The organism is Serinicoccus kebangsaanensis (assembly GCF_008919445.1).
Classification (GTDB): domain Bacteria; phylum Actinomycetota; class Actinomycetes; order Actinomycetales; family Dermatophilaceae; genus Ornithinicoccus; species Ornithinicoccus kebangsaanensis.
Genome location: NZ_VSLG01000010.1, coordinates 1 through 24,537, shown reverse-complemented (window position 1 = coordinate 24,537; position 24,537 = coordinate 1). Strand labels below are relative to the sequence as shown.

The 24,537-nt window shown below is 72.7% G+C and carries 19 protein-coding genes; 9 read left to right on the top strand and 10 right to left on the bottom strand.

Translation table 11 applies throughout. The features are described from left to right. Nucleotides 1-103: 103 nt before the first annotated feature. Nucleotides 104-1,366 carry a DNA recombination protein RmuC gene (locus FXF60_RS11220; protein ID WP_151526059.1) on the top strand — a complete coding sequence of 421 codons (1,263 nt, stop codon included), beginning with the start codon at nt 104-106 and terminating at the stop codon, nt 1,364-1,366. A gap of 6 nt (nt 1,367-1,372) precedes the next feature. Here the strand turns inward: FXF60_RS11220 and FXF60_RS11215 are convergent, their stop codons facing one another. Further along, nucleotides 1,373-2,413 (bottom strand): 4-hydroxy-3-methylbut-2-enyl diphosphate reductase, encoded by a 1,041-nt coding sequence (locus tag FXF60_RS11215; RefSeq protein WP_151526148.1) that lies wholly within the window; start codon nt 2,411-2,413, stop codon nt 1,373-1,375. Between the two features lie 123 nt (nt 2,414-2,536). Beyond that, the gene (locus tag FXF60_RS11210; protein ID WP_151526058.1) at nt 2,537-3,259 is read right to left on the bottom strand and encodes an alpha/beta fold hydrolase; all 723 of its coding nucleotides are present in this window, start codon (nt 3,257-3,259) and stop codon (nt 2,537-2,539) included. Nucleotides 3,260-3,308: 49 nt separating this feature from the next. On the opposite strand from FXF60_RS11210, the gene xseA reads away from it, so the two are divergent. Next, the gene (gene xseA / locus FXF60_RS11205) at nt 3,309-4,544 is read left to right on the top strand and encodes an exodeoxyribonuclease VII large subunit (protein WP_151526057.1); all 1,236 of its coding nucleotides are present in this window, start codon (nt 3,309-3,311) and stop codon (nt 4,542-4,544) included. Nucleotides 4,545-4,579: 35 nt separating this feature from the next. Here xseA and FXF60_RS11200 read toward each other — a convergent pair whose 3' ends face one another. Next, nucleotides 4,580-5,092: an antitoxin gene (locus tag FXF60_RS11200; protein ID WP_151526056.1), complete on the bottom strand. Its 513-nt coding sequence runs from the start codon at nt 5,090-5,092 to the stop codon at nt 4,580-4,582. Between the two features lie 101 nt (nt 5,093-5,193). On the opposite strand from FXF60_RS11200, the gene FXF60_RS11195 reads away from it, so the two are divergent. Next, the gene (locus FXF60_RS11195) at nt 5,194-5,520 is read left to right on the top strand and encodes an exodeoxyribonuclease VII small subunit (protein ID WP_151526055.1); all 327 of its coding nucleotides are present in this window, start codon (nt 5,194-5,196) and stop codon (nt 5,518-5,520) included. A 10-nt stretch (nt 5,521-5,530) separates the two neighbouring features. On the opposite strand, the gene FXF60_RS11190 is transcribed toward FXF60_RS11195, so the two are convergent. After that, nucleotides 5,531-6,136, bottom strand: a complete 606-nt coding sequence (locus tag FXF60_RS11190; protein ID WP_192796708.1) for a DUF4245 domain-containing protein — start codon at nt 6,134-6,136, stop codon at nt 5,531-5,533. A gap of 91 nt (nt 6,137-6,227) precedes the next feature. Between FXF60_RS11190 and glpX the strand changes: the two genes are divergently transcribed. Genes glpX through FXF60_RS11170 form a run of 4 tightly spaced genes read left to right on the top strand, consistent with a single transcriptional unit; the run spans nt 6,228 to nt 9,668 of the window. Beyond that, nucleotides 6,228-7,250 carry a class II fructose-bisphosphatase gene (gene glpX / locus FXF60_RS11185; protein ID WP_151526053.1) on the top strand — a complete coding sequence of 341 codons (1,023 nt, stop codon included), beginning with the start codon at nt 6,228-6,230 and terminating at the stop codon, nt 7,248-7,250. Continuing rightward, complete coding sequence (locus FXF60_RS11180) at nt 7,250-8,176, top strand: carbohydrate kinase family protein (RefSeq protein WP_151526052.1); 927 nt, start codon at nt 7,250-7,252, stop codon at nt 8,174-8,176. The genes glpX and FXF60_RS11180 overlap by 1 nt, the downstream gene beginning before the upstream one ends. Before the next feature lie 27 nt (nt 8,177-8,203). Further along, on the top strand, nt 8,204-8,713 hold the full coding sequence (locus FXF60_RS11175; protein WP_151526051.1) for a beta-class carbonic anhydrase: 510 nt from the start codon (nt 8,204-8,206) through the stop codon (nt 8,711-8,713). Between the two features lie 10 nt (nt 8,714-8,723). Beyond that, nucleotides 8,724-9,668 (top strand): MauE/DoxX family redox-associated membrane protein, encoded by a 945-nt coding sequence (locus tag FXF60_RS11170; protein WP_151526050.1) that lies wholly within the window; start codon nt 8,724-8,726, stop codon nt 9,666-9,668. Here the strand turns inward: FXF60_RS11170 and glmM are convergent. The 3 genes from glmM to rplM form a co-directional block, all read right to left on the bottom strand. Beyond that, nucleotides 9,638-10,984 carry a phosphoglucosamine mutase gene (glmM, locus tag FXF60_RS11165; protein WP_151526049.1) on the bottom strand — a complete coding sequence of 449 codons (1,347 nt, stop codon included), beginning with the start codon at nt 10,982-10,984 and terminating at the stop codon, nt 9,638-9,640. The genes FXF60_RS11170 and glmM overlap by 31 nt on opposite strands. A 195-nt stretch (nt 10,985-11,179) precedes the next feature. Beyond that, nucleotides 11,180-11,686: a 30S ribosomal protein S9 gene (gene rpsI, locus FXF60_RS11160; RefSeq protein WP_151526048.1), complete on the bottom strand. Its 507-nt coding sequence runs from the start codon at nt 11,684-11,686 to the stop codon at nt 11,180-11,182. A 16-nt stretch (nt 11,687-11,702) separates the two neighbouring features. Beyond that, entirely contained in the window at nt 11,703-12,146 is a 444-nt protein-coding gene (gene rplM / locus FXF60_RS11155; RefSeq protein WP_151526047.1) for a 50S ribosomal protein L13, read from the bottom strand. Nucleotides 12,147-12,354: 208 nt separating this feature from the next. Here rplM and FXF60_RS11150 point away from each other — a divergent pair, with 208 nt between their 5' ends. Together FXF60_RS11150 and FXF60_RS11145 are read left to right on the top strand one after the other, a co-directional pair. Beyond that, complete coding sequence (locus FXF60_RS11150; protein ID WP_151526046.1) at nt 12,355-13,536, top strand: AI-2E family transporter; 1,182 nt, start codon at nt 12,355-12,357, stop codon at nt 13,534-13,536. A 2-nt stretch (nt 13,537-13,538) separates the two neighbouring features. Next, a complete protein-coding gene (locus tag FXF60_RS11145; RefSeq protein WP_151526045.1) occupies nt 13,539-14,102 on the top strand; it encodes an ArsR/SmtB family transcription factor in 564 nt (187 codons plus the stop codon). On the opposite strand, the gene pulA (FXF60_RS11140) is transcribed toward FXF60_RS11145, so the two are convergent. The 3 genes from pulA (FXF60_RS11140) to FXF60_RS11130 all read right to left on the bottom strand — a co-directional run bounded on the left by pulA (FXF60_RS11140) (nt 14,048) and on the right by FXF60_RS11130 (nt 24,391). Next, nucleotides 14,048-16,780 (bottom strand): pullulanase-type alpha-1,6-glucosidase, encoded by a 2,733-nt coding sequence (gene pulA / locus FXF60_RS11140; protein WP_151526044.1) that lies wholly within the window; start codon nt 16,778-16,780, stop codon nt 14,048-14,050. The two genes, FXF60_RS11145 and pulA (FXF60_RS11140), sit on opposite strands and share 55 nt — an antisense overlap. A gap of 22 nt (nt 16,781-16,802) precedes the next feature. Beyond that, nucleotides 16,803-22,517, bottom strand: a complete 5,715-nt coding sequence (gene pulA / locus FXF60_RS11135; RefSeq protein ID WP_151526043.1) for a pullulanase-type alpha-1,6-glucosidase — start codon at nt 22,515-22,517, stop codon at nt 16,803-16,805. A 110-nt stretch (nt 22,518-22,627) separates the two neighbouring features. Beyond that, complete coding sequence (locus FXF60_RS11130) at nt 22,628-24,391, bottom strand: stealth family protein (protein WP_238335822.1); 1,764 nt, start codon at nt 24,389-24,391, stop codon at nt 22,628-22,630. Nucleotides 24,392-24,537: the final 146 nt, after the last annotated feature.

Genomic DNA, 24,537 nt, shown 5'->3' with positions numbered 1-24,537 from the left:
AGGCGTCCGCGCGTGTCAACGCCGGGGCACCGCCGTGATCGGATCGTGACCACCGCGCGGCCCGGCACGGGGGTATGTCGGTGCCTCCTGCCACGGTCGTGGCATGAGCACCACCGCACCGGCACTCCTCCTTCCCCTCGCGCTGGCCCTGCTGCTCGGCCTGGCCCTGGGCTGGCTGGTGGGCCGGTCCGGCATGTCCGCGCGGCTGGCCCGCGCCGAGACCGAGGTCACCCTCGCGCGGGCGGACCGCGACCGCGAGCGGTCCCGCGCCGCAGAGCTGCAGCTGCTGCTGGACGACGCCCAGGACAGCATCGAGGCGGATGGACGGACCGCCGCCGAGCTGGCGCCGCTGCGCTCCGCGCTGGAGCGGGTGGAGCGCCAGGTCCGCACCCTGGAGCGGGACCGGGTCGAGCACTTCGGCCAGGTCGGCGAGCACCTGGACCAGGTGGCCGCGCAGACCCGCGCGCTGCAGGAGCAGACGGCGGCCCTCTCCGGGGCGCTGAGCGCCTCGGGCACCCGGGGGACCTGGGGCGAGGTGCAGCTGCGCCGGGTGATGGAGCATGCCGGGATGCTCGCCCGGTGCGACTTCGACGAGCAGGTGAGCGCGATCAGCCGGCACGACGCCCGCGTGCGCCCGGACGCCGTCGTTCGCCTGCCGGGCGACAAGGTGCTGGTCATCGACAGCAAGGCCCCTCTGACGGCCTTCCTGCGCGCCCAGGCGCCAGGCCGTCCGGGAGACGAGGTGGACGCGCTGCTCCGCGACCACGCGGCCGCCCTGCGTGGCCACGTGGAGGCCCTGGCGGGGAAGGAGTACTGGACGGCCTTCACCACCTCCCCCGAGCTGGTGATCTGCTTCGTCCCGAGCGACGCCGTGCTGGCCGCGGCCCTGCGTGCCGCCCCCGACCTCTACGACCACGCCCAGGCGCGCAAGGTGGTGCTCGCGTCCCCGGCCACCCTGCTCGCGGTGCTCCGGGCGACGGCGCTGGCCTGGCAGCAGGACACCCTGGCGAGCAACGCCCAGGAGGTGCTCGAGCTGGGCACGGAGCTGCACCACCGGCTGAGCACCGTCGGCCGGCACACGCGCGCCATGGGCTCGGCCCTGCGACGGTCGGTCGAGACCTACAACCAGCTGGTCGGCACGCTGGAGTCGAGGGTGCTGGTCACCTCACGGCGGATGACCGAGCTCGGCCTGGCGCAGGAGGCGCCGGAGCCGCTGCCGACGCTGGCCGTCGCGCCCCGACCGGTCGGGGAGGACTGGCTCGCCGCCGAGCTCAGCGAGGGCACACCGGGTCGCGACGACGCCGATGACGCGGACCCTGCGCCGGCGGCACGGCCGCAGGGTCGGCCGGAGAGGGAGGTCGGCTGACCGCGGTCAGCGCAGGGAGCTCCCTCGGCCGCTCGGGATCGAGCTGGGGTCGTGCTGGACCTTCTTCACGTCCTGGCCGGCGGCCTTCAGGTCGCGACGGATCTCGGTCGGCAGCGCGAAGAGCAGCGACTCCTCGGCCGCGGTGACCGCCTGCACGTCCTCGTAGCCACGCTCGGCGAGCCAGTCGAGCACGTCCCGCACCAGCACCTCGGGCACGCTCGCCCCGCTGGTGACGCCGACGGTGGACACGCCGTCCAGCCAGGACTCGTCGATCTCGTCGGCGTAGTCGACCAGGTGCCCGTCGCGCGAGCCGTACTCCAACGCCACCTCGACCAGCCGCTTGGAGTTCGAGGAGTTCTGCGAGCCGACCACGATCATCAGGTCGCAGTCGGAGGCCATCTGCTTCACCGCCACCTGACGGTTCTGGGTGGCGTAGCAGATGTCGTCGCTCGGCGGGTCCTGCAGCAGCGGGAACTTCTCCCGCAGCCGGCGCACGGTCTCCATGGTCTCGTCCACGCTCAGCGTGGTCTGCGAGAGCCAGACGACCTTCTCCGGGTCCCGCACCTCGACGTGCTCCACGTCGTCCGGGCTCTCCACCAGGGTGATGTGGTCCGGAGCCTCCCCCGCGGTGCCCTCGACCTCCTCGTGCCCTTCGTGCCCGACGAGGAGGATGTCGAAGTCCTGGTCGGCGAACCGGACCGCCTCGCGGTGCACCTTGGTGACCAACGGGCAGGTGGCGTCGATGGTCTGCAGCGAGAGCTGGCGCGCCTCGGCGTGGACGGTCGGGCTCACCCCGTGCGCCGAGAAGATGACGCGTGCCCCCTCGGGCACCTCGTCGGTCTCCTCGACGAAGATCGCCCCCCGCTTCTCCAGGGTGCGCACCACGTGCTTGTTGTGCACGATCTCCTTGCGGACGTAGATGGGCGGACCGTAGAGCTCCAGGGCCTTCTCCACCGTCACCACGGCGCGGTCCACGCCGGCGCAGTAGCCACGGGGTGCGGCGAGCAGGACTCGCCGGTCGGACGCGTCGGCCGTCGGCACGGCCATCGCATCGCTCGGTCGGGTCGAGGGTGTCGCGGAAGTCACGCCCCCCAGTTTAGGTGCTGCGGCTGAGAGGTTCCCGGGCGCACCGGGGAGCCTCCGGCCGCGCGGCGGCGCACCGCACACCCCTCAGCGCGCCCGGTGCACCGCCGACCGCAGCACGTCGGCGACCTGCTCCGGATGCGTGGCGGGCATGAGGTGGGAGGCGCGGGGGATGGTGACGATCCGCACGTCGCCGGCGGCCGCGGCGAACCGCCGCACGTGGACCCGCATCTGGTCGAACTGACCGTTCACGAGCGTCACCGGACACCCCACCGCGCCCAGCAGGTCCGGCCGCACCTCCGACATCACCAGCTCCCACGCCGCGGGGAGCGCCGCGTAGGCGCGACCGTCCGGCAGCGCGTCGGCGTGCTCGCCCCGCGCGCCCAACCTGCGCATCAGGGCGTTCGCCCCTCGCGCCACGCGCTCCTCCCCCACCAGGGGCAGTGCGCGCGCGAAGCCGCGGTAGACCCCCGTGAGCGGTCCGCGAGGGTCGGCCGTGGCGCCGAGGAGCACCAGGGCACGCACGGCCCCGGGGTGCTCGCTGGCCCACACCGTCGCCAGATACCCGCCGAGGCTGTGCCCGGCCAGCACCGGTCTGGCGCCGGCCCGCCCGACGGCCTCGTCGATCGTGGCCAGCGCAGCCTCCCGGGTGAACTCCTCACCCACCCGCCGGCCGTGGCCGGGCAGGTCCACGGTGACCAGGTCGATCCCCGGCAGCAGGGCACGGTAGGGCTCCCACTGCGCGGCGCTCATCCGGGTGCCGTGCAGCAGCACCAGCGCGGGCCTCGGCGTCGAGCCGCTCGTCTCCATGCCGTGAGTCTGCCTCGCCGCGCCCCGGGGGCGGCATACCCTGGGCCACGTGCCGCCGCAGTCCCTGCCCCCCACCGCCCGGGAGACGACCGCCGCCTCCCCCTGGCCGGTGCGCACCCTGTCCATGAAGATCAGCGACTACGTCGACAAGATGTCGCCGCTGTGGGTCGAGGGCCAGATCGTCCAGCTCAACCGCCGGCCCGGCATGTCGACCGCGTTCCTGACGCTGCGGGACACCGACGTCGACATGTCGCTGTCGGTGGCCATCCCCACCGGCGCGCTGGACGCGATGCCGGCCGAGCCCCAGCCGGGCGCCCGCGTGGTCGTGCACGCCAAGCCGACCTTCTGGGCCAAGCGCGGCACGCTCCAGCTGGAGGCCCGACAGATGCGGCACGTCGGCGTCGGCGAGCTGCTGGCACGGCTGGAGCACCTGAAGCAGCTGCTGCGCAGCGAAGGACTCTTCGACCCGCAGCGCAAGCGCCCGCTGCCCTTCCTCCCCCGGCGGATCGGACTCATCACCGGTCGTGCCACCGCGGCCGAGCGTGACGTCCTCGCCGGCGTCTCGAGGCGGTGGCCGGCGGCCGTGGTGGAGGTGCGTCAGGTGCCGGTCCAGGGCACGGAGACGGTCACCGCCGTCGCCGACGCCCTGCGCGAGCTGGACGACGCGGCCGAGGTGGAGGTCATCGTCATCGCCCGCGGGGGCGGCTCCTTCGAGGACCTGCTGCCGTTCTCCAACGAGACCCTCGTCCGCGCCGTGTCCGCCGCGCGGACCCCGGTGGTGTCGGCGATCGGTCATGAGAGCGACAGCCCGCTCATCGACTTCGTCGCCGACCTCCGGGCGTCGACACCGACCCACGCCGCGGCCGCGGTCGTGCCGGACGTCACCGACGAGCTGCGCGGGCTCGGCACCGTGCGCGCGCGGTCCCGGCGGGCGCTGACGTCCCGGGTGGCACGCGAGCGCGAGCGCCTGCTCGAGCTCATGGCGCGCCCCGTGATGGCGGACCGGGCGGCGATCGTCGCGCAGCACCGACGGGAGGTCGTCGATCTGCACCGCCGGGGACGCGGCCTGCTCTCCGGGCAGGTGGACCGGGAGCGCGACCGCAGCGACCAGCTCGCGCGGCACCTGCGCGCGGTCTCGCCGCAGCACACCTTGGAGCGGGGGTATGCCGTCGTCCGGCACGCCGATGGCAGCATCGTCCGCGACCGCGAGGAGGTGGACGCGGACGAGCTGCTGCGGGTCACCGTGGCCCGGGGTGACTTCGCCGTCCGCCCGGTAGCGGGCTAGAACGCGTCGGGCGCCGGGCTCGGGGCGAGTGGGGCTCAGCCCTCGCGTGCGGGGTCGTCGGAGGGCTCGTAGGGCCGGAACCCGCCCTCGGGGGTGGTCGGCTCGGGCGGGGACGGCTCGGCCGGCCCGGGCGGGGACGGTGCCGGCTCGGACGGAGCGGGCTCGGCGGGCGCCGGCTCGGACGGAGCGGGTTCCGCCGGCAGCGGCTCCGCCGGCGTGGGTTCGGCAGGCGCCGGCTCGGCCGGGGTCTGCGGTGTCGGCTCGGTCGGGGTCTGCGGGGCCGGCTCCCCGGGCGCGGGCTCACCCGGCGTGGTGGGCTGCGACTCCTCCTCGGTCGGCAGGCCGAGCTGCTTCTCGACCCAGTCGCCGCCCCGGTCGACGGCATCGGCATACCGCCCGCCGGTCTTGTCGTCGATGAGGTCCTCGACCTTGTCGATCATGCTGCGCGCCTTGTCGGGGTTGTCCTGCGCATAGTCCCCCGCGGCGTCGCGCGCCCGGTCGACGTACTCCCCGCTCTTCCCACCGAACTGCTGCGGCTGATCGCTCATCGCCCACTCCTGTCGATAGATCGTCGATCTCCGCACCGTACCCCCGACGCGTCCGTCGCGCTCCGCATCGGCGCCTCGCTACCGGCCGTTACGCTGGCCCGATGAGCCAGACGCCCTCCGAGCCTGAGCCGGACACCCCCGTCGCCGACCTCACCTACGAGCAGGCGCGGGACGAGCTGGTCGCCCTGGTCGCGCGGATCGAGTCCGGCCAGGTGCCGCTGGAGGAGGCGATGCTGCTGTGGGAGCGGGGCGAGCAGCTCGCGGCCCACTGCCAGACCAAGCTCGACGCCGCCCAGGACACCCTGGACCGCGCCACGGGGCAGGGCAGGAGCGCTGAGCGGTCCGACACCACGGGGGGCGAGACCGACGACGACGGACCCGACGACAGCGAAGGCGACGGCGAGGGCGACGACGCCCCCGACGCCTAGGCGGGAGCGACTACTCCCGGGGGTCGACCGAGGCCAGCAGGGCGCTCGCCTCGTCCTCGCCCGCCGTGCCGTGCACGGCGACCGTCGCACCGCCAGCGGCCTCGGGTCCCAGCAGCCAGGCGCGCTGCGCGTTGCCGGACTCCGCCTCCCAGGTCTGCCACCGCCGCTCCCCGGTCGGGCCCAGCAGGTCGGCCTCACCGACCTGCGCCGCACCGGCGAGCACCTCGGCACGCCACTGCGCGGTGGTCCCGGACGCCTGGTGGATGGCGAGGTACTCACCCTGCGGGGTCACGTAGGAGATGTGCCATGTCGGCACGTCCGCGACCGGCTCGAACCACACCACGGTCGGCGTCCACGCCTCCCCGGGGTCCGGGACCCACACCGGCCAGTCGGCCTGCTCCGCGGCATACGACGCCGTGGCCGCGACCTCCACCTGCCGCGGCTGCGGCTCGGTCGGGTTGTAGGTGAGCGACCACCACACGAGCACCAGCGCGAGTACGATCAGCGTGGAGTAGACCATGTTGCGCACGGTGTAGGACGCCAGCCGCTGGCGCCTCCGGTCCGGCGCGGCACCGGGCGCGGGGCCACCTGGGCCGGTCTGCGGGCTGCTGCTCACCCCTCCATGGTCGCACCCCCGCGGCCCGGGTCGGGACGTCGGCGTACCCGATAGGGTGGCGAGCAGCACCGTTCCGACGAAGGAGGGGCCCATGGCCGACCGTTCACCGAAGACGACCGACCAGGTCCTCCCGGACCGCAACCTGGCGATGGAGCTGGTCCGGGTGACCGAGGCGGCGGCCCTGGCGGCCGGCCGGTGGGTGGGGCGTGGCGACAAGAACCTCGCCGACAACGCGGCGGTCGAGGCCATGCGCAAGGTCATCTCCCAGGTCGCCATGGACGGTGTGGTCGTCATCGGGGAGGGCGAGAAGGACGAGGCCCCGATGCTGTTCAACGGGGAGGCGGTCGGCGACGGCAACGGGCCTGCCGTCGACGTCGCCGTGGACCCGATCGACGGCACCACCCCGACGGCCAAGGGGATGGACAACTCGATCGCCGTGATGGCCGTCTCCGAGCGCGGCACGATGTATGACCCGTCCGCCGTGTTCTACATGGACAAGCTGGTGGTGGGCGCCGAGGTGGCGGACCGGGTGGACATCCGGCTGCCGGTGCAGGAGAACCTGCGCCGCATCGCCCGCGCCAAGAAGCGCTACGTCGAGGACCTCACGGTCATCATGCTCGACCGCCCGCGCCACGACCGCTACACCCACGAGGTCCGCGAGGCCGGGGCCCGGCTGCGGTTCATCACCGACGGCGACGTGGCCGCGGCGATCGCCGCGGCCCGCGAGGGCTCCTCGGTCGACATGCTCATCGGCATCGGCGGCACACCGGAGGGCATCATCACCGCCTGCGCCATGAAGGCCATGGGCGGGGTGATCCAGGGTCGGCTCTGGCCCAAGGACGACGAGGAACGGCAGAAGGCCATCGACGCGGGCCACGACCTCGACCGGGTGCTGTCCACCGACGACCTGGTGACCGGCGACAACTGCTTCTTCGTCGCCACCGGCATCACCACCGGCGAGCTGCTGCACGGCGTCCGCTACGGCTCCGGCACCGCCGTCACCCAGTCGCTGGTGATGCGGTCCCGCTCCGGGACGATCCGCGAGATCACCTCGCACCACCGCCTGGACAAGGTCGCCGCGATCTCCGACTCGCTCGCCCCGGACGCCGTCTGATGGCCGCCGTCCTCACCGTCGGCGAGGCTCTGATCGACATCGTCGTGCCGCACGGCGACGGCGAGCGCAGCGAGCACGTCGGGGGGTCACCCGCCAACGTCGCGATCGGGGTCGCCGCGCTCGACCACGACAGCCGGCTCACGGCATACCTCGCGCAGGACGAGCACGGGGACCGGGTGCGCCAGCACGTCGAGCGCTACGGCGTGCACCTCACCGAGGGGTCGATGGGGGCCGACCGCACCTCGACCGCCACCGCGCACCTGGACGCCGAGGCGGTGGCGACCTACGAGTTCGACCTGTCCTGGGCCGTCGGCCCGCAGGACCTCGACGGCGTCGGCCACGTCCACACCGGGTCGATCGCCGCCACCCTGGAGCCCGGTGGCTCGGACGTCGTGCGGCTGATCGAGCAGGCCCGGGCGACGGCGACGGTCTCCTACGACCCCAACGCCCGACCCTCGATCATGGGCGACCCCCGGGACGCGCGGCAGCGGATCGAGGAGTGCATCGGCCGCAGCGACGTCGTCAAGGCCAGCCTGGAGGACGTCGAGTGGCTCTACGGCGCCGACGCGGACGTGGTGCAGGTGGTCCACGAGTGGGGTCAGCTCGGACCGGAGCTGGTCGTCGTGACCCGCGGCGGTGAGGGGGCGGTCGTCCACCTCTCCCGCGACGACACCACCCTGGAGCTGCCCTCGCTCACCGTCCAGGTGGTCGACACCGTGGGGGCGGGCGACTCCTTCATGTCGGGGCTGGTCAGCGGGCTGCTCGACGCAGGGCTGCTCGGCTCCCCCGAGGCGCGCCGCCGGCTGGCACAGGCCGAGCTGGAGGACATCGCCCCCGCGCTGGAGCGGGCGGTCGAGTGCGCCGGGTTCACCGTCGCGCGGGCCGGTGCCGCGGCGCCCACCCGGCAGGACCTCGGGCTCGCCTGAGCGCGCACCCGGCTAGGCTGGCGCCTCATGAGCACCACGACCGCGTTCGACGACCTGCTCCGCGCCAACGAGGAGTATGCCGCCAGCCACGCGCAGGCGCTCCAGGGCTTCGACGGGGTGGCGCGGGCCGGGGTCGCCGTCATCACCTGCATGGACTCCCGCATCGAGCCGCTGCAGCTGCTCGGTCTCACCCACGGGGACGCCAAGATCTTCCGCAACCCGGGTGGGCGCGTCACCGACGCCGCCCTGGAGGCGCTCGTCCTGGGCGTGCACCTGCTGGGCGTCGACCGGATCCTGGTGGTCCCGCACACCCGCTGCGCCATGACCACCAGGAGCGAGAACGAGCTGCGCGAGACGATCTCGGAGCGGGCCGGGGTCGATGCGTGGTTCCAGCGCTTCCACGTGGTGCCGGACCAGGAGGCGGCGCTGGCCGAGGACGTGCACCGGGTGACCTCCCACCCGCTCATCCAGGGGCGGGCCGAGGTCGGGGGCTTCCGCTACGACGTCGACACCGGCCGGCTGACCCAGCTGGTCTGAGCAGGTCGCGATGGCCGCCCTCTCCCTGGCACCACTGGCCCTCGCGGCGGTCCTCGTCCTGTCCGGGGTGGCCAAGCTGCGCGACCGCGGTGCCACGGCGAGCATGGTGCAGGCCCTGCGGCTGCCCCGCTGGGTGCCGCCGACCACTGTCGGGTGGGCGCTGCCCTGGGTGGAGCTGACGACGGCGGCCCTGCTGCTCACCCCCTGGCGCTGGACGTATGCCCTGGGCTGCGGCTCGGCGGTGGCCCTCTTCGGCGCCTTCCTCGCGGTGGTGGTGCGCGCCATGGGCCTCGACCCGCGGCCGGTGTGCGCCTGCTTCGGCCGCGTCGGCAACCACCGGATCACGGGCCGCACCGTCGCGCGCAACACCGTGCTCGTGGGCCTGGCCCTCGTGGCCGGCTGGCTCGCCGTGACCGGCTCCACCACCGTCGGCCTCGTCACCGGCTACGCGTGGTCCGACGCGGTCTGGCTGGCCCTGGCCCTGACCCTCGCCGTCCTGGGCGTCCTGGCCGGTGGCGGTGCCTCCCCCGACCGTGTGCGGTCGGCCACCCCGCCGAGGTCCTCGGTGCTCGGCTCGTTGCTGGTGGACGCCGAGCTGGACACGATCCCGCTGCTGTCCCTGACCCTGGCCCGGCCCCAGCTGCTGGTCCTGGTGAGCTGCTGGTGCGGGTCCACCTTCGCCGTGCTCGAGCGCCTCCCCGGGTGGCGCGAGCGAGCCCCCGACCTCGGCGTCCACCTGGTCCACACGCAACCGCCGTGGTCGGAGCCGAGGGTGGGCGGCCTCGAGGACGTGTGGTGGGACCCCGGAGCGCGCCTGTTCACCGCGGTCGGCGCCGGCACCGGCCCGACCGCCGTCCTCGTCGGGAGCGAGGGGATGCTCGGCACCCCGGCGACCGGGGTCGAGGAGATCGAGCGGCTGCTCGACTACAGCGCGAGCCGCTCCTGGACGACCTGAGCGAGCCGGTCGGCATACTGCGCCGCCCGCTCCTGGGTGTCCGCCTCGACCATGACCCGCACCACCGGCTCGGTGCCCGACTTGCGGAGCAGGACCCGGCCCTGGTCGCCCAGCTCGGCCTCGATGCCGGCGACCGCGTCGGTCACGCCCTGGTCCTGCTCGACCCGGTCCTTGTCGACGCCCTTCACGTTGACCAGGATCTGCGGCAGGCGGGTCATCACCCCGGCGAGCTCGTGCAGCGCCTGACCGGCGGAGACCACCCGCTGCGCGAGGGCGAGCGCCGTGAGCACACCGTCGCCGGTGGTCCCGTGCTCCAGCATGATGACGTGGCCCGACTGCTCCCCACCCAGGGACAGACCCCGGGCGCGCATCTCCTCCAGCACGTAGCGGTCCCCCACGGCGGTCTGGATCACGGTGATCCCCGCGCGCTCCATGGCCTGCAGCAGCCCCAGGTTGCTCATCACCGTCGCGACGAGGGTGTCCTCCGTGAGCTCTCCGCGCTCGTGCAGGTCCAGCGCCAGGATCGCCATGATCTGGTCGCCGTCGACCTGCTCACCGCGGGCGTCGACGGCGAGGCAGCGGTCGGCGTCGCCGTCGAAGGCCACACCCATGTCCGCGCCGCGCAGCCGGACGGCCTCCTGCAGCTGGTCCAGGTGCGTCGACCCCGCGCCGTCGTTGATGTTGAGCCCGTTGGGGTCGGCCCCGATGAGGTCGACGGTCGCGCCGGCCCTCCGGAAGACCTCCGGGCCCACCTCGGAGGCGGCGCCGTGGGCGGCGTCGATGACGATCCGCAGCCCGTCCAGGCGACCCGGAGCCGCCTGGAGGAGGTGCTCGATGTAGAACTCCGCCCCGCGGCGGAAGGGCCTGATCCGGCCGACCCCGGGTCCGGTGGGCCGGTCCCACTCACCGCCGATGCGCTCGGAGATGCGGTCCTCGATCTCGTCCGCCAGCTTGTGGCCACCCCGGGCGAAGAACTTCAGCCCGTTGTCCGGCATCGCGTTGTGCGACGCGGAGAGCATGGCGCCCATCTCGGCGTTCATCCGCTGGGTGAGGTAGGCGATGGCGGGGGTCGGCAGCACCCCGGCGTCGAGCACGTCGACACCGGCGGATGCCAGCCCTGCCATGACGGCGGCGGAGAGGAACTCCCCCGAGGCCCGCGGGTCGCGGCCCACGACCGCGGTCGCGCGGTTGCCGCCGTAGACGCTCTGCCCGCCCAGCTCGTGCGCGACCGCCACGGACAGGTTCAGCGCCAGCTCGGCGGTGATGTCCCGGTTGGCCAGGCCACGCACCCCGTCAGTGCCGAAGAGCCGTCCCATGCGTCGTCCTTCTCGTCGTGGTCGTCCCGTGCGGGCTGACAGGGCAGTATCTCCCACCCGGTGCCGGGCGCTCGCCCTGGCGTGCCTCCGCGCGGCGTGGTCGAACATCGACGGCCCGCCGGAAGGGGTGCTCCTGGCGGGCCGTCGAGGGGGCGCGCCCGGTCGGTGGTGGCCGACCGGCGACGCCGTGACAGATCAGCGCTTGCTGTACTGCGGCGCCTTGCGGGCCTTCTTGAGGCCGGCCTTCTTGCGCTCGGGCACGCGGGCGTCGCGGGTGAGCAGACCGGCGCGCTTGAGCGCGGGCCGGTTCAGCTCGGCGTCGACGCCGTTGAGCGAGCGGGCCACGCCGAGGCGCACGGCCCCGGCCTGGCCGGAGGGGCCGCCGCCGTGCACGCGCACGAGGACGTCGTAGGCGCCGTCCAGCTCGAGCAGGGTGAGCGCCTCGGCCGCGATCTGCTGGTGCACCTTGTTCGGGAAGTACTCCGCCAGGGTGCGGCCGTTGATGCGCCACTGGCCGCTGCCCGGGACGATGCGGACGCGGGCGACCGCCTGCTTGCGGCGGCCGGTGCCGGCACCGGGTGCCGACGCGCTCGGGCGCTCGGTCGTGCCCTCGGCGGCGGGAGCGGACTCGGAGGTGTACTCGGAGACGGCGTTCTCGTCGAAGTCGGCGCCGTCGGTGGTGTCGATGTCGTTGACAGTCATGGGTCCTTCGGCTTCCTTACTGGGCGACCTGGGAGATCTCGAACGGGACGGGCTTCTGGGCGGCGTGCGGGTGGGTGTCGCCCGCGTAGACCTTCAGCTTGGAGAGCATCTGCCGGCCCAGCGAGTTCTTGGGGAGCATGCCGCGCACGGCCTTCTCCACCGCGCGGGTGGGGTGCTTCTCGAGCATCTGCTCATAGCTCTGGGCCTTGAGCCCACCCGGGTAGCCGGAGTGCCGGTAGGCCTTCTTCTGCTCCAGCTTGGAGCCGGTCAGGGCCACCTTGTCGGCGTTGATGATGATGACGAAGTCGCCGGTGTCCACGTGGGGGGCGAAGATCGTCTTGTGCTTGCCACGCAGCAGCGTCGCGGTCTGGGACGCCAGACGACCCAGGACGACGTCCGTGGCGTCGATGACGTGCCAGGCGCGGGTGATGTCACCGGCCTTCGGGGAGTAGGTGCGCATCGGCAGACCTTCTTCTCGGGAGTGGGTGTTTGGATCGGGCAACCGTTCTAGTCTACCGAGCCTTCGCAGGCACCCCAAAACAGACAAAAGCACAGGTCAGAGCCGGTATGTCGATGCCGCCGCACCCTGATGCAGCACTTTTGTGCACAGAAAGTGTGCATCGCGCACCACGCTCGCGTACGCTCGGCCTCGTCGAAAGGAGCACGTCGTGCCGATCCTGCCCTCCCTCCGTCGGCGAGCGGCCGAGCGCCGCGACGCGGACCACGTCGGCGCCGCCGCGGGCACACCGGCACCGGTGCCGGTCGCGCCGGAGCCGTGGCCCCGCGCCCTCCTGGTGCTGCTCGGCATCACCCTGGCCTTCGCCGTGCTCCTCGGCCTGCACCAGCTGCGGGACTACGTGGCCCCGGTGTTCCTGGCGCTGAACCTCGTCCTCGCCGCGGTGCCGCTGCAGCGCTGGTTGGTGAAGGTCGGGACGCCCAGACCGCTCGCCGCCGTGGTGACCGGGACCGCGATCTTCGCCTTCCTCCTCGGCTTCTTCACCGCCCTGGGCTGGTCCGCCGCCGCCATGGTGGAGGAGCTGAGCTCGCGGGAGTACCGGCAGCGGTACACCGAGCTCTACAACCAGGTGATCACCTTCCTGGAGGGCTACGGCCTGCAGCAGGACACGCTGACCGAGCAGCTGGAGTCGGCCCTCGACCCGAGCCGCATCATCGGCGCCCTCGGCGGTGTGCTCAGCAACCTCGGCGGCATCCTCGGGCTGCTGACCACCACCGTCATCGTCATCTTCTTCCTCATGATCGACACGCTCAGCGCCGGGCGCCGGATGGCGCTGGTCAAGGACCAGCACCCGAACGTCGCGCACGCGCTGGTGAGCTTCGGGCAGGGCGTGCGGCGCTACTGGGTGGTGACGACGGTCTTCGGTCTCATCGTGGCGCTGCTGGACGTCATCGCCCTGGTGTGGCTGGGCGTGCCCCTGGCGCTGGCCTGGGGCGTGCTCTCCTTCCTCACCAACTACATCCCCAACATCGGGTTCGTCATCGGCCTGGTCCCGCCCGCGGTCGTGGCCCTGCTGGCGAACGGCCCGGTGAACGCCCTGCTCGTGGTGGCGGTCTACAGCGTGCTGAACTTCGTCGTCCAGTCGCTCATCCAGCCGAAGTTCACCGGGGACGCCGTCGGGGTCACCCCGACCATCACCTTCATCTCGCTGGTCGTCTGGGCCTGGGTGCTGGGCCCGGTCGGCGCGCTGCTCGCGCTCCCGGCGACCCTGCTGGTCAAGGCGATCCTCATCGACGCCGACCCGCAGGCCAGGTGGGTCAACGCCTTCCTCGCCTCGAACCCCGAGACCGCGCAGGCGGAGACGACGCGGGAGAGCTTCGGGCAGGAGACCTGAGCGTGCCCGACCGATCCGCGCTGCGGACCCTGGCCCACCCGCTGCGCAGCCGGCTGCTGGCGGAGCTGCGGGTGCACGGCCGGGCGACCGGGACCGAGCTGGCCGACGCGCTGGGCACGCACACCGGGGCGACGTCCTACCACCTGCGCAAGCTCGCCGAGGTGGGCCTGGTCGAGGACACCGGCACCGGCACCGGGCGGCGGCGGGTGTGGCGTGCCGTCGACCTGGCTGCCGACGCACCGTCCGACGAGGAGCCGGTGGACGAGGACGATGCCCAGGCCGCCGACTGGCTGGCCCTGGACTACCTCGCCCACTTCGGTGACCGGGCGCGCGGCTGGCTCGCGGAGCAGCACGCCTGGGACCCGGTGTGGCGCCAGACGTGCGGCCTGGAGGACCACACCGTGCAGGTCACGACCGAGCAGCTCAGCGCGCTGCGGGCCGAGCTGCTCGAGGTGCTGGACCGCTACCGCCGCGTGGGCCAGGGCAACCCGGCGGCCAAGCGCGTGGTCGTCTACACCTGCCCGCTGCCCGTCGACCCGAGCTCGCCCGGCTCCAGCCGCACCTGACCGCGAGCGCGCTCGCGGACCAGCACCGCGGCCGTCAGCCCGGGCACCCGCACCTGCCCCTCGGCCAGCCGCCACCCGGTCGCCTTGACCTGCTCGTCCGCCCCTCCCCGGTGCACCGGGGAGAGCTCCCAGCGCTGCCCGGCCAGGGCCGGGACCGTGATGGTCGCCGCGTCGAGCGAGGCGTTGAGGACCACCAGCACCCCGTCCTCGAGGCTACGCACCGGCGAGCGCAGCAGCCGTCCGTCGACGAGCATGACCACCCGGTCCGCTCCGCCGTGCTCGGTGCCCGAGACCGGGAAGCTGACCGCCTGCTCGATCGCCTCGGCGCTGCCGAGCCGGAGCAACGGGTGCCGGGCCCGTAGCCGCAGCAGGTCCAGCGCCTGGTCCCGGGCCCCCGCCATCTGTGCGGTGGTGGGCCGTAGCGCCGGGTCGGCCAGCAACGGGCCCATCACCTCCCAGCGGGCGCCGTTGTCCGGCTCCGGCGGCAGGCCACGGGCGAAGCCGTTGTCCTGCAGGCCGGGGTCGAAGTGGTTGAACCAGTCGCCCGAGGCGTAGCTGTTGCGGTCCAGGCTCTTGCTCCGGAGGATCTCGGCACCGGCGTGCCAGAAGCTGATCCCCTGGGAGAGGGTCACCGTCGCGAGGGCCAGCGTGTTGCGCCGCAGGCGTTCGGCCATCGGGGTGTCGGCGGGCAGCTTGAGGACGAGCGTGTCCCACAGCGTCTCGTTGTCGTGCGCGTCGACGTAGTTGACCACCTCCTCGGGGGCGGAGGCATACCCACCCGGTGCGTCGCCGTAGGCCACCTGCGCACCGCGCACCCACTCCCCCGTCTCCTGGCTCCGCAGGCGCAGTCCGCGCAGCCCACCGGCGAGCCCGATCTGGAGCAGGTCGGTGTGCCGGGGGTCGCGACCGCCGGTGGCGAAGCCCAGCCCCGACCTCGGGTCGGGGTCGTGGACGCTGCCGCCGCGCACCGCGTCCCGCAGCCGGTCGTTGAAGGTGCCGATGCCGGTGCCGTCCAGCTCGCCCTGCCGGGCCTGCCGGAAACGCGCACCGCCTGCCACCTCGCCGAAGTCCCATCCCTCGCCGTAGAGGTGCACGGCGCGGCCGTCCACCCCGTGCTCCTCGGGGGTGAGCGCGTCCAGCGCCGCCCGGACGGCCTCCAGGTTCGCCCGGGAGTGATGGCCCATGAGGTCGAACCGGAAGCCGTCGACCCGGTAGTGCCGCACCCACAGCAGGCAGCCGTCCACCATGAGCTTGCCGGCGACCGCGTGCTCGGTCGCGAGGTTCTGGCAGCAGGTCGTGGTCTCGACCGATCCCTCGGCGTCCAGCCGGTGGTAGTAGCCCGGCACGACCCGGTCCAGCACCGAGGCACGGTGCAGCCCGGAGTCGGTCGTGTGGTTGTAGACCTGGTCCAGGACCACGCGGAGACCGAGCTCGTGCAGCCCGGCCACCATGGTGCGGAACTGCGCGGTGCGGGCACCGCCGTGCGCCTGGCCGGGCGCGGAGGTGTAGGACCCCTCCGGCGCGAGGAAGTGCCAGGGGTCGTAACCCCAGTTGAAGGCGTCGCGCAACGCGTGCGCCCGGATCCGGCGCTGCTGCTCGGGGCTGTCCGGTGGCCACGACCCCAGCTCGGCGGGCGCCTCCTGCGCCCGCAGCGCCGGGTCCTCGGGCACCGAGGTGAGGTCGTAGGTCGGCAGCAGATGGACCGTGGTCAGACCGGCGTCGGCGAGCGCGGCCAGGTGCCGGACACCCCGTCCCGGAGAGGCGAAGGCCAGGTAGGAGCCTCGCTCGGCCTCCGGCACCTCGGTGTCGTCCCGGGAGAAGTCCCGGACGTGCAGCTCGTAGATCGCCTGGTCGACGGCTCGGATCGGTGCCGGGACCGGAGCCTGGGTCCACCGCCTCGGGGCGTGCCTGGGGTCGTCCAGGTCGACCAGCACCGAGTGCCGGGAGTCGAGGGACAGCCCGACCGACCAGGGGTCGGTGCTGCGCACGACGCGTCGTTCGCCGGTCCGGGGCAGCACGTGGTCCAGCTCCAGCAGGTAGCAGCGGTCGGCCCAGGCCGCGGTGCCGGTCGCCGTCCACGTGCCGTCCGGCTCGCGCTCCATCGGCACCCGCATCGGGGACCCGGTGGGCGTCCACGGCTCGGCCCGTCCTGGGTCCGGCACGCCCTCCCACAGCAGCAGCTCGACCCGGCGTGCCGTGGGGGCCCAGACCTGCACCGTGGGCACCCGCCGCCCGAGCTCCCCCCGCCAGCTCACGCCCAGGCTCCGGCCCAGGACCGAGGGGGCGTGGAGGTCGTCGAGCACGCCTGGCACCTGCAGCGACGTGGCGAGGCGCAGGGACCCGGTCGCATCGTGGCCGAAGAGCGCGACCTGCCCGGTGAGCAGCTCCGCGGCACCGGCCGCGTCGGCCCCGCCCAGGTGCAGCGGGTGGTATGCCGACAGGTGCGGCCACCGCTCCGCCGCCTCGTGCGGCAACGCACCGTCGGCGAGCGTGAGGGTGAGCCGCTCGCCGGGACCACCGTCCGCCGCCGACGGATCGAGCCCGCCCTCCGCGGACACCGCGAGGGTCCACGAGAGGTCCTCGGCGGCGGTGCCCGGCGGCAGTGCCGTGGCCGGGACGGCGACCAGGTCCCGGGTCAGCCAGTGGGCGCGGGCGCGGAGCAGGTCGAGGGGATCCATCCTGCCTATCCTGCCTGCCGGCTCAGGGCTGGACGAAGACCGCCACGGTCCGGGCGGGCACCTGGGCGGTGCCGCTTGCCTCCTCCCACACCGCGTCCTTGACGACCTCGTCGGCGCCGTCGACCTGCACCGGGGACAGCTCCATCGGCACGCCCGCGAGCCCGGGGACGACCTGGTCGACCGCGGTGTCGCCGGCGTTGAAGACGACGACGAGGCCGTCGAGGTCCGCGTCCGCGTCGGGGCCGGTGGTGTCGTCGATGCGCATCACGATCACCTGCTCGTCCCCGGCGTCCGTGCCGGACACGGGGAAGGAGACCTTCTGCTCGATCTGCGCCGGGTCCCCGAGCCGGAAGAGCTCGCTGGAGAAGCGCAGCCGGAGCAGGTCGGCGGCCATCGCCGAGGCCTGCTCGATGTCCTCCGGCGCGGGCTTCAGGGCCGGGTCGGCGAGCAGCGGGCGCATGAGGTCCCACTTGTCCTCGTTGTCCGCCGCCGGCGGCAGGCCGCGGCCGAAGCCGTTGTCCTCGAGGGTGAGGTCGAGCAGGTTGAACCAGTCGCCGCTGTTGTAGGAGTTGCGGTCCAGGCTCTTGCTGCGCAGCAGGTCGGCACCACCGTGCCAGAAGCTGATGGACTGCGACAGCGTGGTGGTGGACAGGGCGAGGGTGTTCATCCGCACCCGGTCCGCCATCGGCAGGTCCTGCGGCAGCTTGAAGGTGAGGGCGTCGAAGATCGTCTCGTTGTCGTGGGCGTCCACGTAGTTGACGACCTCGTCCGGGTCCTCCGCGTAGCCGGCCGGCGAGCCGTTGTAGTCGACCTGCTCGCCGCTCACCACCTCACCGGTCTCCTGGCTGCGCAGCTCGAAGCCCCGCAGGTTGCCGGCGAGGCCGACCTGCACCAGGTCGGTGTCGTTGCCGCTGCTGCCACCCGTCGCGAAGCCCTTCTCCGCACCCGGGTCCTCGTCGAAGGGTCCGCCACCGCGGACGCCGTCGCGGAGCCGGTCGTTGAAGGTGCCGATCGAGGTGCCGTCGAGCTGGCCCTGCGTGGCCTGGTAGAACCGGGCGTTGTCGGCCACCTCGCCGAAGTTCCATCCCTCGCCGTAGAGCGTGACCTGCGAGCCGTCGACCCCGTCGCGGCGGACGGTGAGCTCGTCCAGCGCGGCACGCACCGCTTCCATGTTGTCCCGGCTGTGGTGACCCATGAGGTCGAAGCGGAAGCCGTCGACCTTGTAGTCGCGCGCCCAGAGGACCACCGCGTCCACCATCAACTTCTCGGCCATGGCGTGCTCGGTCGCGATGTTCTGGCAGCAGGTCGAGGTCTCCACGTCACCGACGGCGTTGAGCCGGTGGTAGTAGCCGGGCACGACCTTGTCGAGGACGCTCTTGTCCCCCTGACCCGACTGGGCGGTGTGGTTGAAGACCTGGTCCAGGACGACGCGGAGACCGGACTCGTGCAGCCCGCCGACCATCGTCCGGAACTCCGCCACCCGGGCACCGCCCTGGGCCGCCTCGGTCGTCGAGGCGTAGGAGCCCTCGGGCGCCATGAAGTGCCACGGGTCGTAGCCCCAGTTGAAGGCATCCGCGTCGGCCTGCGCCATGACGCACTCCTGCTGCTCGGCGCTGTCCGGCGGGAGCGAGTCGAGGTCGCAGTCCGGCTGCGGCACCGCGTCCGCGTCCGCCGTCGTCTCCGGGATGGAGGCGATGTCGAAGGTCGGGAGCAGGTGCACCGTGTTCATCCCCGCCTCGGCGAGCGACTCCAGGTGGCGGCGGCCGTAGCCGTCCTCGGCGAAGGCCAGGTAGGAGCCGCGCAGCTCGGCCGGCACGTCCGGGTCGGCCATCGAGAAGTCGCGCACGTGCAGCTCGTAGATCGTCTGGTCGACCTCGTCCTCGAGCGCCGGCGCCTCCGCCCGCTGCCAGACCCTTGGCTGCCAGCGCCGGTCGTCCAGGTCGACCAGCACCGAGCGCTCGCTGTCGAGGGTCAGGGCGACCGAGTACGGGTCGGTGACCCGGTTGGTCTCCACCGCCCCGGTCTCCGGCACGAAGACGTCGACCTCGAAGAGGTACTCGCGTCCCGTCCAGGATCTCTTCCCCTTGACCTCCCAGCTGCCGTCCTTCAGCCGGCGCAGGGACGACTCCTGCGGATCACCCTCCCCGCCTTCGGGCCAGGTCAGCAGCCGGACGTCCTGGGCGGTCGGGGCCCACAGGCGCAGGGTCGGGTTCGGCCCGCGCCAGCTCACGCCGAGCTCGGCGCGGTCGGCGCGCTCGGCATACAGGTCGTCGAGGACGCCCGGGACCTGGACGCCGGTCGCGTCGGCCAGCCGCCCGAGGTCGTCGTACATCGCGACGGCCACCTGCCCGGTGAGGATGTCCCCGGCGGCCCGGGCGCTGCGCCGGTCCAGCCGGAGGGCGAGGTAGCCCTCGAGGTGCGGGAAGTCCTCGAGCACCTCGTCGGGGAGCCCGTCCGGGTCGAGGGTCAGCGGGGAGGAGTCGCCCCCGGTGACGGCCTCGGCGTCGATCCCCAGGCCGCCGTCGGCGGACCAGTGCAGCCGCCAGTCCCGCAGCGTGGGGTCGTCGACCCCCTCGGCGGGCCACGCCACCACGCCCTCACGCACCCAGTAGGCCCGCTGTGAGCCGAGGTCCGGCGCCACGCCGGCCTCGGACGTGGTCACCGTCAGCAGGTGCGTCCCGAGCTCGTAGCTGAAGGTCGTGAGCACCCCGTCCGAGGGCACCGAGAAGCCGATGTTGGCGCCGTCCCGCTCGCCGCCCTCGCCGTAGTTCTCGTCCCAGGACAGGCCGTGCGCCACCTTGAGCTCGTAGTTGCCGACCGGGATCGCGGTGGTGGCATAGGTATACGTGCCGTCGCCGTCCGGGTCGATGAGCCACGGTGCCATGCACGACGGGTCCCAGTCACCGGGGCAGCCCAGCTCGCTCTGCATCGAGCCGGGAGCGGTGATGATCGGTCCCTCGGCGTCGGAGGTCACGTAGTGGCGGGCGTGCTCGTAGTAGAAGCTGACCGGTCCACCGTCGGCGGAGTAGCCGATGTTCGGGCCGCCGGGCACTCCCCCGGCGCCGTAGTTCTCGTCCCACGAGCCGTCGATCGCCGCCTTGTACTCGTAGTCGCCCGCGGGGATGGTGCCGTCGTCGTAGGTGCCCTTCCACACGGTGTCCTTGGCGTCGAGCGTGAGCTGGGCCTGGTCGCAGTCCGGCTGCCAGTCGCCGGGACACCCCATCGCGACGTTGTGGCTGCCCGGGACGCTCACGGCGTCCGGCTGCTCCACCGGCCCGATGGGGTCGACGCCGCCACCTCCGCCGCCGCCCGCCTCGCCGACGATCCCGTAGCTGGAGGAGGCGGAGACGTTGCCGGAGTGGTCCTGCAGGATCGCGCGGTACTCCAGGAGGGTCCCCTCCGGGAGGTCGGTGACGTCGTGGAAGACGCGGTAGGGCGCGTTGTCGTCGGTCCCGAGCACCGACCACTCCCCCACACCGACCGGGCGGTAGGCGAAGGTGACCTGCGCGAAGACGTTCTCCGGCACCGCTGCGCCGATCTCGGCGCGGCCACCGACCACCCCGCCGGCGGCCGGGCTGGTCATCGTGACCGGCGGCGCCTCACGACGCCCGCGCAGATCCTTCTCGGCCCGGTAGACCTCGACGGACAACGGGTCGACCTCCACGGTGAGACGACCTTCCGCTCCGGTGATGAACCGGCCCCGCTCGCCGTAGATCGCGCGGTAGAGGGTCCGGGCCCCGTACGTCGACAGGGTGGCCTGCTGGGGCTCGTCGGAGTTGTTGGCCACCACGAGGTACTCGACCTGCTCCTCGGCGTCGATCCGGGAGAAGGCGTAGATGCCGGCCTCGTTGCTCGCGTAGCGGTGGATCTGCGCGCCGTCGGCGAGCGCCGGGTTGGCGGCGACGAGATCGCTGAGCACGGCGACCTGGCGGTACAGCGGGTGCCCGGTGTCGTAGCGGTCCCTCGAGCCCGACGGGGCGCCGATGACCGGCTCGTCGGCATACTGCTGCACCTGGGTGGCGAACATGTCCTGCCGGGCGTCCTTGTCGCCGCCGCTGCCGATGAACCCCTGCTCGTCGCCGTAGTAGACGACCGGCTGGCCCCGGGTGAGGAACATCAGCGCGTTGGTCAGCTCGACCCGCTGCTGCAGGTCCTCCCCGGAGAAGTCGGCGGCCAGCATCATCGCGGCCCGACCCATGTCGTGGTTCCCGGTGAAGGTGGGCAGCTGGTAGGCGTTGGAGTCGGTGTCGGTGTAGTAGTCGTCCTGGGCGTAGAACGTCCGCAGGTCGGTGGTGGCCGCGCCTCGCGCGAAGGCGACCGAGCGGGCCTGGAAGCCGAAGTCGATCACGGCCTGAAGCTCGCCCTCGGTGGGGAAGGTGGACAGGTACTCCGGGTTGGCGTCGTAGACCTCGCCGAACATGAAGAAGTCCTCGTTGCCCTCGCGCGCCGCCTCCAGCACGCGCGGGCTGAACTCCTGCCAGAACTCCAGGTTGACGTGCTTGACCGTGTCGATCCGGAAGCCGTCGATGCCGAGCTCGGCCCAGGTGGAGTAGATGTCGACCATGCCGTCGACCACCTCGGGATTCTCGGTGAACAGGTCGTCCAGGCCGACGAAGTCGCCGTAGAGGCTGGACTCACCGGCGAAGGTGGAGTCCCCGCGGTTGTGGTAGAGCGACGGGTCGTTGAGCCACCCGGGGACCTTGACCTCGGCGTCCTCCTCGCTGCGGAAGACCGGGGTGTAGGGGAAGGAGGTCTCGGGATCCAGCAGGGGGAACGGCTTGTTGACGTAGTCCCGGTCGTCGAAGGTGTTGCCGGCGGCGTCACGGTAGGGCTCGGTCGCCTTGTCGACGTAGCCGTACTCCCCCTCCGCGTAGTCGATGACGTCGGCGGTGTGGTTGGTGATGATGTCGAAGTAGACCTTCATCCCGCGGTCGTGCGCCTCGTCGACGAGCGCCTTCATCTCCTCGTTCGTCCCCAGGTGCGGGTCGATCTGGGTGAAGTCGGTGATCCAGTAGCCGTGGTAGCCCGCGCTCGCGTCGGCCCCCGTCCCCTGCACCGGGCGGTTCTTGAAGCTCGGGGTGAGCCAGATGGCGGTCGTGCCCAGACCCTCGATGTAGTCCAGCTTCTGCTGGATCCCGGCGAGGTCACCGCCGTGGAAGAAGCCCTTGTCGGTCGGGTCGAAGCCGTGCTGCAGCCGGTCCCCGTCGATCTGCGCCGTGTCGTTGCCCGGGTCGCCGTTGGCGAAGCGGTCGGCCATGACGAAGTAGAACTGCTCCCGGGTCACCGGGGCGCGCAGGCTCTCCCCCGCCAGCGCCGCGTCCTGCTCCTCGTCCGGCTCGGGGAGGACCGGTACGAGTCCCACCTCGTCGGCCTCGTCGTCGAAGGAGAACTCGACCGTAGCCGGCCCCTGCACCTCGAAGGACAGGTTCTGCTCCGGGTATGCCTCGTCCCAGCCGCCGTCGAGCGCCACCTTGTACTCCCAGCGCCCGGCGGGGACGTCGAAGGTGCCGCGGTAGAGGGTGTCGCTCCCCTCGGCCGGTGGCAGACGGGTGGCCTCGCAGTCGGGGGCCCAGTCCTGCTCGCAGCCCAGCTCCTCCTGCAGGTCACCGACCAGCGTCACCGTCCGTGCCGGTGCGGCACTGGCGGACGAGGCCGGCGTGGACGGCAGGACACCGCTGGCCGCGGTGGTGACGAGCAGGGCGCCGCCGAGCGCAGCAGCAAGAAGTGGACGCGTCATTGCGATCTCCAGGAGGGCAGGGACAGAACCTGTGCCTCAACCTAGGGCGTCGCTGCGAGAAAGACAACACCTCTTCGCAAGATTTTGCAGAACGAGCCTCGTGGTCCCGCTCAGTTGGCGCCGCCGCGCCGCTCGAAGGGCGAGGGGAAGGGGAAGCGCGCGACGAGGAACTCGCGCATCATCTGCTGCGCCGCCTCCCGGGCCTCGGGCGGAGTGTCGACGTCGTTGAGGCAGAAGGTGTCCACCTGGGGCGACGCCTCCAGCCGGGCCAGCCGCTCTCGTGCGTCGTCCGCGCCGATGTCGACATAGCGCATGGCCACCTCACCCGGGACCGCCCGGCCGGTGAGCAGGGCGTAGTGGTGGTGCAGCGTGGCTGCCAGGGCGACGTCGTGGGGGGACCGGAAGCGCGAGCGCATGGTCGCCCCGAGCGCGTCCGGGTAGGCCGCCTCCAGGTCGAGGAGCACCTGGCGGATCTGCGGGTGCGGCGCGTGCTTGAACTTGTGGGTGATCCCCCGCCCGAAGTCGGCGGCGAGGAGCGACCGGGCGTTCTTCCCGGCCGAGTTGGGCGCGACCTCGCCGTCGATCAGCTCACCCACACCGAACTGAGACGGGGAGAACGGCACCTGGGCGATGCCGTTGGCGTGGAAGAAGTCCTCGGCCCGCATGGGGCGGGCCAGGAAGACGTCGTCGTTCAGGTAGAGGTAGCGGTCGGACAGCCCGTCGATGTGGTGCAGCTGACTCTCGATGGCGTGCGAGTTGAAGGTGGGCAGGGCCGACCGGTCCGTGAAGATGTCGCGGTGGTCGACCACGGTGATCCCCGGCGCGTCCCGGTCCAACCACTCCGGGCACTGGTCGTCGGTGACGAGATAGACGTGCCGGACGAAGGGTGCGTACATGTGCAGCGAGCGCAGGGAGTACCGCAGCTCGTCATGGCTGGCGAAGCGTGAGGCGTTCGCCGCGATCCCGACGTCCTGGTCTCCCCGGAACCGCGCCCGCAGGGCGGCGTGCGCCGCGTCCCCGCCGTCGACCCAGGTGTAGACGACGTCGACCGGGAAGGTGACCTCGTCCATCAGCGTCCAGGTGAACGGCTCGACCGTCGGGTGCTGCTTCCCGCCGACCTCGATGGTCGCCGGCCGCTGCGCCGAGGGGGGCAGCACGTCGGCGACCCGGTTGGCCCGGGGCGCGACCCGCGACCGGGCGAGTGCCTCCGGCGGCGTCTGGCAGCGCAGCTCCTTGATCTGCTCGGCCGAGTCGCGCTCCAGCACCGCGCCGCCGTCCCGCCAGAACTCCACGTCGCAGCCGTACTGCGCGCCGGCCAGCACCCGGCCGGCCGGGGACAGGAGCGGTTCGGCGAAGCGGATGACCAGGCCCTTCTTGATCTGGGGGTCCAGCGCACCGTCGACGTAGGCGCTGAGCACCTGCGCCTTGCCTCCGGCCCCCGGCCTGATCGCCCAGAGCGCGCTCGAGCGGTAGCGCTCGCGCATCTCCCGCAGCAGTGCCGCGCGGTCCGCCAGGCGCACCCCCACCACGTGCCGCGTCCGCGACCGTCCGCGGACCATGAAGTAGTCGATCCCCGCTGCGCAGAGCACGTCGGTGACCAGGCGCAGGTTCCGGTCGGCGGCGCCGGCCGCGGTGAAGGTCTCCACCACCCGGCCCGGCCCGTCCAGCCGCCCCTGGGAGACGAGCCGGACCTGGGGGTCGGCGGCGAGCAGGGCCTGGCGACGCTCCTCGACCCTGGCCCGGCGACGCTGCAGCTCCGCCTGCTCCTTCCGCGCGAGCCGATCCCGCTCTGCCTGCTCGGCCAGCTCGCGACGAGCCGCCTCGCGCCTGGCGCGCACCTGCGGTGGCACGAGGTGCCGAGCAAGAGCACGCACCCTGGAACGACGAGGCATGGGTCTCCTGGATCGTCGGTGGACCGGCGTGGATGTCGCCCCCGCCGCCCCGGTATAGCGCAAGGGCCCACCCGTGTGGGTGGGCCCTTGCGGGGGTGTGGTCCGGCGGTGTCCTACTCTCCCACACT